The 4,303-nt window shown below is 35.4% G+C and carries 3 protein-coding genes; 2 read left to right on the top strand and 1 reads right to left on the bottom strand.

The window, feature by feature from the left end; genetic code table 11:
* Positions 1-1,711: DVUA0089 family protein (locus OQK60_RS06255; protein WP_297685216.1), on the top strand; the 1,711-nt coding region annotated here is incomplete at its 5' end.
* Between the two features lie 6 nt (positions 1,712-1,717).
* Here OQK60_RS06255 and OQK60_RS06250 read toward each other — a convergent pair.
* Entirely contained in the window at positions 1,718-2,821 is a 1,104-nt protein-coding gene (locus OQK60_RS06250) for a hypothetical protein (RefSeq protein ID WP_297685214.1), read from the bottom strand.
* A 142-nt stretch (positions 2,822-2,963) separates the two neighbouring features.
* Here OQK60_RS06250 and OQK60_RS06245 point away from each other — a divergent pair.
* The coding region (locus OQK60_RS06245) for a hypothetical protein (protein ID WP_297685212.1) at positions 2,964-4,303 on the top strand (1,340 nt) is incomplete at its 3' end.

The raw sequence follows: 4,303 nt of genomic DNA, 5'->3' as shown, positions 1-4,303 counted from the left end.
TCTTGTAGCTCATTATGACTTTGAGGGAAGTAATCCATTAGAAGACAAATCAGGAAATGGGCATGATGCTACTCTTGAAAGCGGAGCTATAACTTCAGTAGTTATGGAAGGTTTAACAGAAGATACAGCACAGGTAATAGCAAATGCTTCTGATATAGATGGAACAATAGATACAAGTACGCTGACAGCAAATAACGGAGTAGTGACAATAGCAGAGAATGGGGATATTACATATACTCCAAATGCAGATTATAATGGTACAGATACGGTAAATATTTCCGTGACAGATAATGATGGGGCTACTGCGACTCAGACAATAACACTAACTGTAGATGCGACAAACGACAATCCCGTAGCTGTAGATGATGTTGTAACAACAGTACAAACGGTATTGCCTCAAAATGCAGAGATAGTATCTACGACAGATGATAGTGTAACAGTTAGAGGTGAAATAGTAAGTGAGGGTGCTAGATTATCAAGTATTGACCATTATACATTTACACACAACGGTGGGCCGCTTACTATAGATACACTGACAGAAAGTGGGACAAACTTCACTGATATCGATGGTGATGGAACAAAAGACCATATAGATACTATGATGAGATTGTATAATTCATCTGGTTCACAGGTGGCTGTGAATGATGATAGTAACCTTGGAACAGCTGATGGTTCAACAAATGATTATTATGGACATATACAAGATTCGTATATCAGCCTCAACAATTTGCCTGCAGGAGAATATACTCTTTCTATTGGTTCTTGGAATATCACTGAAGCCGAGGTAGCAAATGATCAAAATAACAATGCAGAGAATGGTAGTAATTATAATTTAGAACAAGATATAGGTCCATATCAAATAAAATTTACAGGTGATTTGGAGTTTGTTCAAAGCACAATAAAAGAAGACACTAGCATAGTTATAGATAAAGCTGACATACTTGTGAATGATACGGATGTAGAAGGTGATGCACTGACAATTATAGGAGTAACGGCAACAGCTGATACACATGGTAGTGTAAGTTTAGATGCAGATGGAAATGTAGCATTTACTCCAGCAGCAAACTACAATGGTGAAGCAAGTTTTATATATACAGTGAGTGACGGCAATGGCGGAACTGACACAGCAACGGTAACGCTGAATATACAGAGTGATGGTAATGATGCAGAGGTAGTAGCTACAGTAATACCAACTGATGGTGCTGACTCTATTATCTCAGGTGCTGGGGATGATACTATTGATGCAGGTGCAGGAAATGATTACATAGATGGTGGTTTAGGAGCCGATACGATAAATGCAGGTTCCGGGGATGATAGCATAGTCTTTGATATTAATGACACTATTGATGGTGGCGAAGGGCTTGACACCTTGATAATAAATGAAGATATGGATGTTGATTTAAGTGCTCTAGATGGTAAAGTCTCAAATATAGAAGCTATTAATTTAGGTGATGGCACTCAAAATATTACATCAATAACACTTGAAGATGTTATTAGTGTAACCGATAGCAATGTTATTAGAATAGATGGTGATGCATCTGATCATATATCTTTAGATACAACCGCTAATGGTTCTGGTGAGTGGACTCTAGGTGATTTTCAAACAGAGAGTGAAAGCGGTGCAGTATATGATGTATATACAGGGGTAACCGATAGCGGTTTAGATGTAACAATTGAAGTAAATACACAGATTCAGGTTGATGAGAGTTAATAAAAACTATTTAAACATGTTGTCAAAGATACTGTAGTAATATTTAGTCATATTCTCGGTATCTTCTCCTGCAAACGGGAGTGGTCCTGCCATCTGATTTACTTCAAAAAATACAATTTTGCCGTCTGTGGTTTTTGCAAACTCCAAACAGCCTGTATCAAAACTTAAACTATCAAGCATCTCTTTTGTTAATTGTGATCCAAATTTAAAAATGTCTGTGTTAGTTTTGACTTCGTGCCACTTAACATCTATATTTTTATATATGGTTATGTCATCTTGATTATACACATCAATATTCTCAGAGTTTACTCTCTGTTTTATAGAGTAAACCGTTTTAACATCATCATGTTGTGTAAAATAACATCTATATTCTCTCTCTATTTCATAAGCTGATGATATCAAGACTTCTCTGTCTTTGGTTTTATGTGAGTTTAATATTTTAGAGATACTCTCCATTTGATTCTCTCTGCTCAAGTCTTTAAATATAACGCCTTTTCCCTCTTGAACACAGTCTTTTTTCAAAACTATTTTATTTCCTAGATGCTCTTTGACATATTTCATAAATGTATGATGATCTCTTGTAGTTATATTAAAAGGTATGATTACATCACCAAGATATTTTTCTCTTTGATTGTAGAGTTCTCTTTTGGCATAAAATTTATTCATACATCCGGCATTTTCCATTGTCTGTATATTTGGCTTAACCAAATCCCCGCCTTTTTGCTGCAAAATAATTTTCAATATTCTAAAAAATGGATGAGAAAGTGCCTCTCTGATTGAAACAAAGTATAAGTTTTCTAAAGGTTCTTCTATAATTTCTTCACCTTTTATTCTCAGCAGTTTTTCATTATGAATAAAAAGTGGATTATTGTGCCAAAGTCTAGGCCTGATATTGTTATCTCTAAGATAATTAATTAAAAGGTATGTTTCAATTATAGAAGCTTCTAAAACCATCGTATTTTTATCGTAATTATTAAGTCCGGTAGATGGATAATGTTTCCAAATTTCATCGGCCGAAGCATTTTGTAGTTTTGAAAATTTATTAAACTTCTCATATGTTTCTTTTGGCATTATGTCCAAAGATATTATAGCTTCTCTTATTTTTTTCATAATTGTCTCTTTTTATGCGTATTTGAGCATTATACTCTATTTAAATTAAGCAAATGTCTACATATTGTACCTAAGTACAATATAATAATATTACGATTTATAATATTATTATAATAATTAAACTATTTATAGGGAGCATGACATGTCAAGTATAATTGGAAAAGTTTCGAACATTGATGGTAAATTTTATGCAAAAGGTACTGATAGCCCCTTAAGAGATATTTCACAAGGGGATGAGATTTATGATGGCGAGTCTGTTATAGGTAGCGCAGACAATGTGCCAAAAAATAATATTACTGTCTCTTTAAATGATGGAAGTAATATCAGCATAGGTGGCAACTCTAAACAATTATTTGATTCATCTCTTTCATCTGAAGTGTTTACAAAAGAAGAGACTGTAACTGTAAAAGACTCCATACAAGCTCTATTAGAGGAGTATGGTGATATTAAACCAGAAAGCATAGAAACTGCTGCTGAAGAAGAAAATACAGAAGAATCTAGCGAGAATATAGATGTAAATTTTGCACAAACAAACAATGCAGCTACCGATATTGATGCAAAAATCACTAAAGTGTTTCAAAGTGAATCATCAGAAGATATAAAAGGTCTTGGAGATGATGATCGTTATGCAGAAAATAGGGATGCTGCAGAAGAAGATAATGTATATACGCAAAATGTAAATCCACATGTTAATGTAGAAGATACTACACCAGAAGTAGATATAGAAACTTATAGAGAAGATGTCCGTCGTGCCGGAACTTCTGAAGATACAACAGATGAGCAAACTATAGACGAAGATACTGTTGATGAGCAAACAAACGATGTTGTTACAGAAGACACTACACCTGAACAAACAATACCTGAAAGCACTATAGATGCGGTGGCGGAAGATACTACAGCAGAAAACACTATAGATGCAATACCAGAAGACACAACTGCAGAAAGCACTATAGATGCAGTAGCGGAAGATACGGTAGGGGATGTAATACACACACCGGCAAGTGATGAAGCTACAACAGCAGAAGATACAACAGATGCAATAGCAGAAGATACAAGCGATGTAGTAAATGCAGATGCAGTAGCAGAAAATACAGTAGATGAAGATACAGTAGATGCAGTTGACGAAGACACAATAGCAGAAGATACGACAGATGCTGTGCCTGAAGATACAACAGCAGAAGATACTATAGATGCAGTAGCAGAAGATACAGTTGCAGAAGATACGACAGATGCTGTGCCTGAAGATACAACAAATGATGTGGTTCATACTCCTGCAAGTGATGAATCTACAATTGATGAAAATACTACAGATGCAATACCTGAGGCAACAACCGCAGAAATAATAAATACTCCAGCAAGTGATGAGGCTACAGTAGCCCAAATCGTAAACACACCGGCAAGTGATGAAGCTACAACAGCAGAAGATACAACAGATGCAATAGCAGAAGATACAAGCGATGTAGTAAATGCAGATGCAGTAGC

Origin of the sequence: Sulfurimonas sp., assembly GCF_026196735.1 — a bacterium.
Lineage (GTDB): Bacteria > Campylobacterota > Campylobacteria > Campylobacterales > Sulfurimonadaceae > Sulfurimonas.
The sequence above is the reverse complement of the archived record's forward strand: the minus strand, read 5'-3'. Positions and strand labels throughout refer to the sequence as shown.

What these genes read in the sequence shown, in the direction of transcription:
- OQK60_RS06250 (WP_297685214.1), bottom strand. Translation starts at nt 2,821, where the DNA reads ATGAAAAAAATAAGAGAAGCTATAATATCTTTGGACATAATGCCAAAA.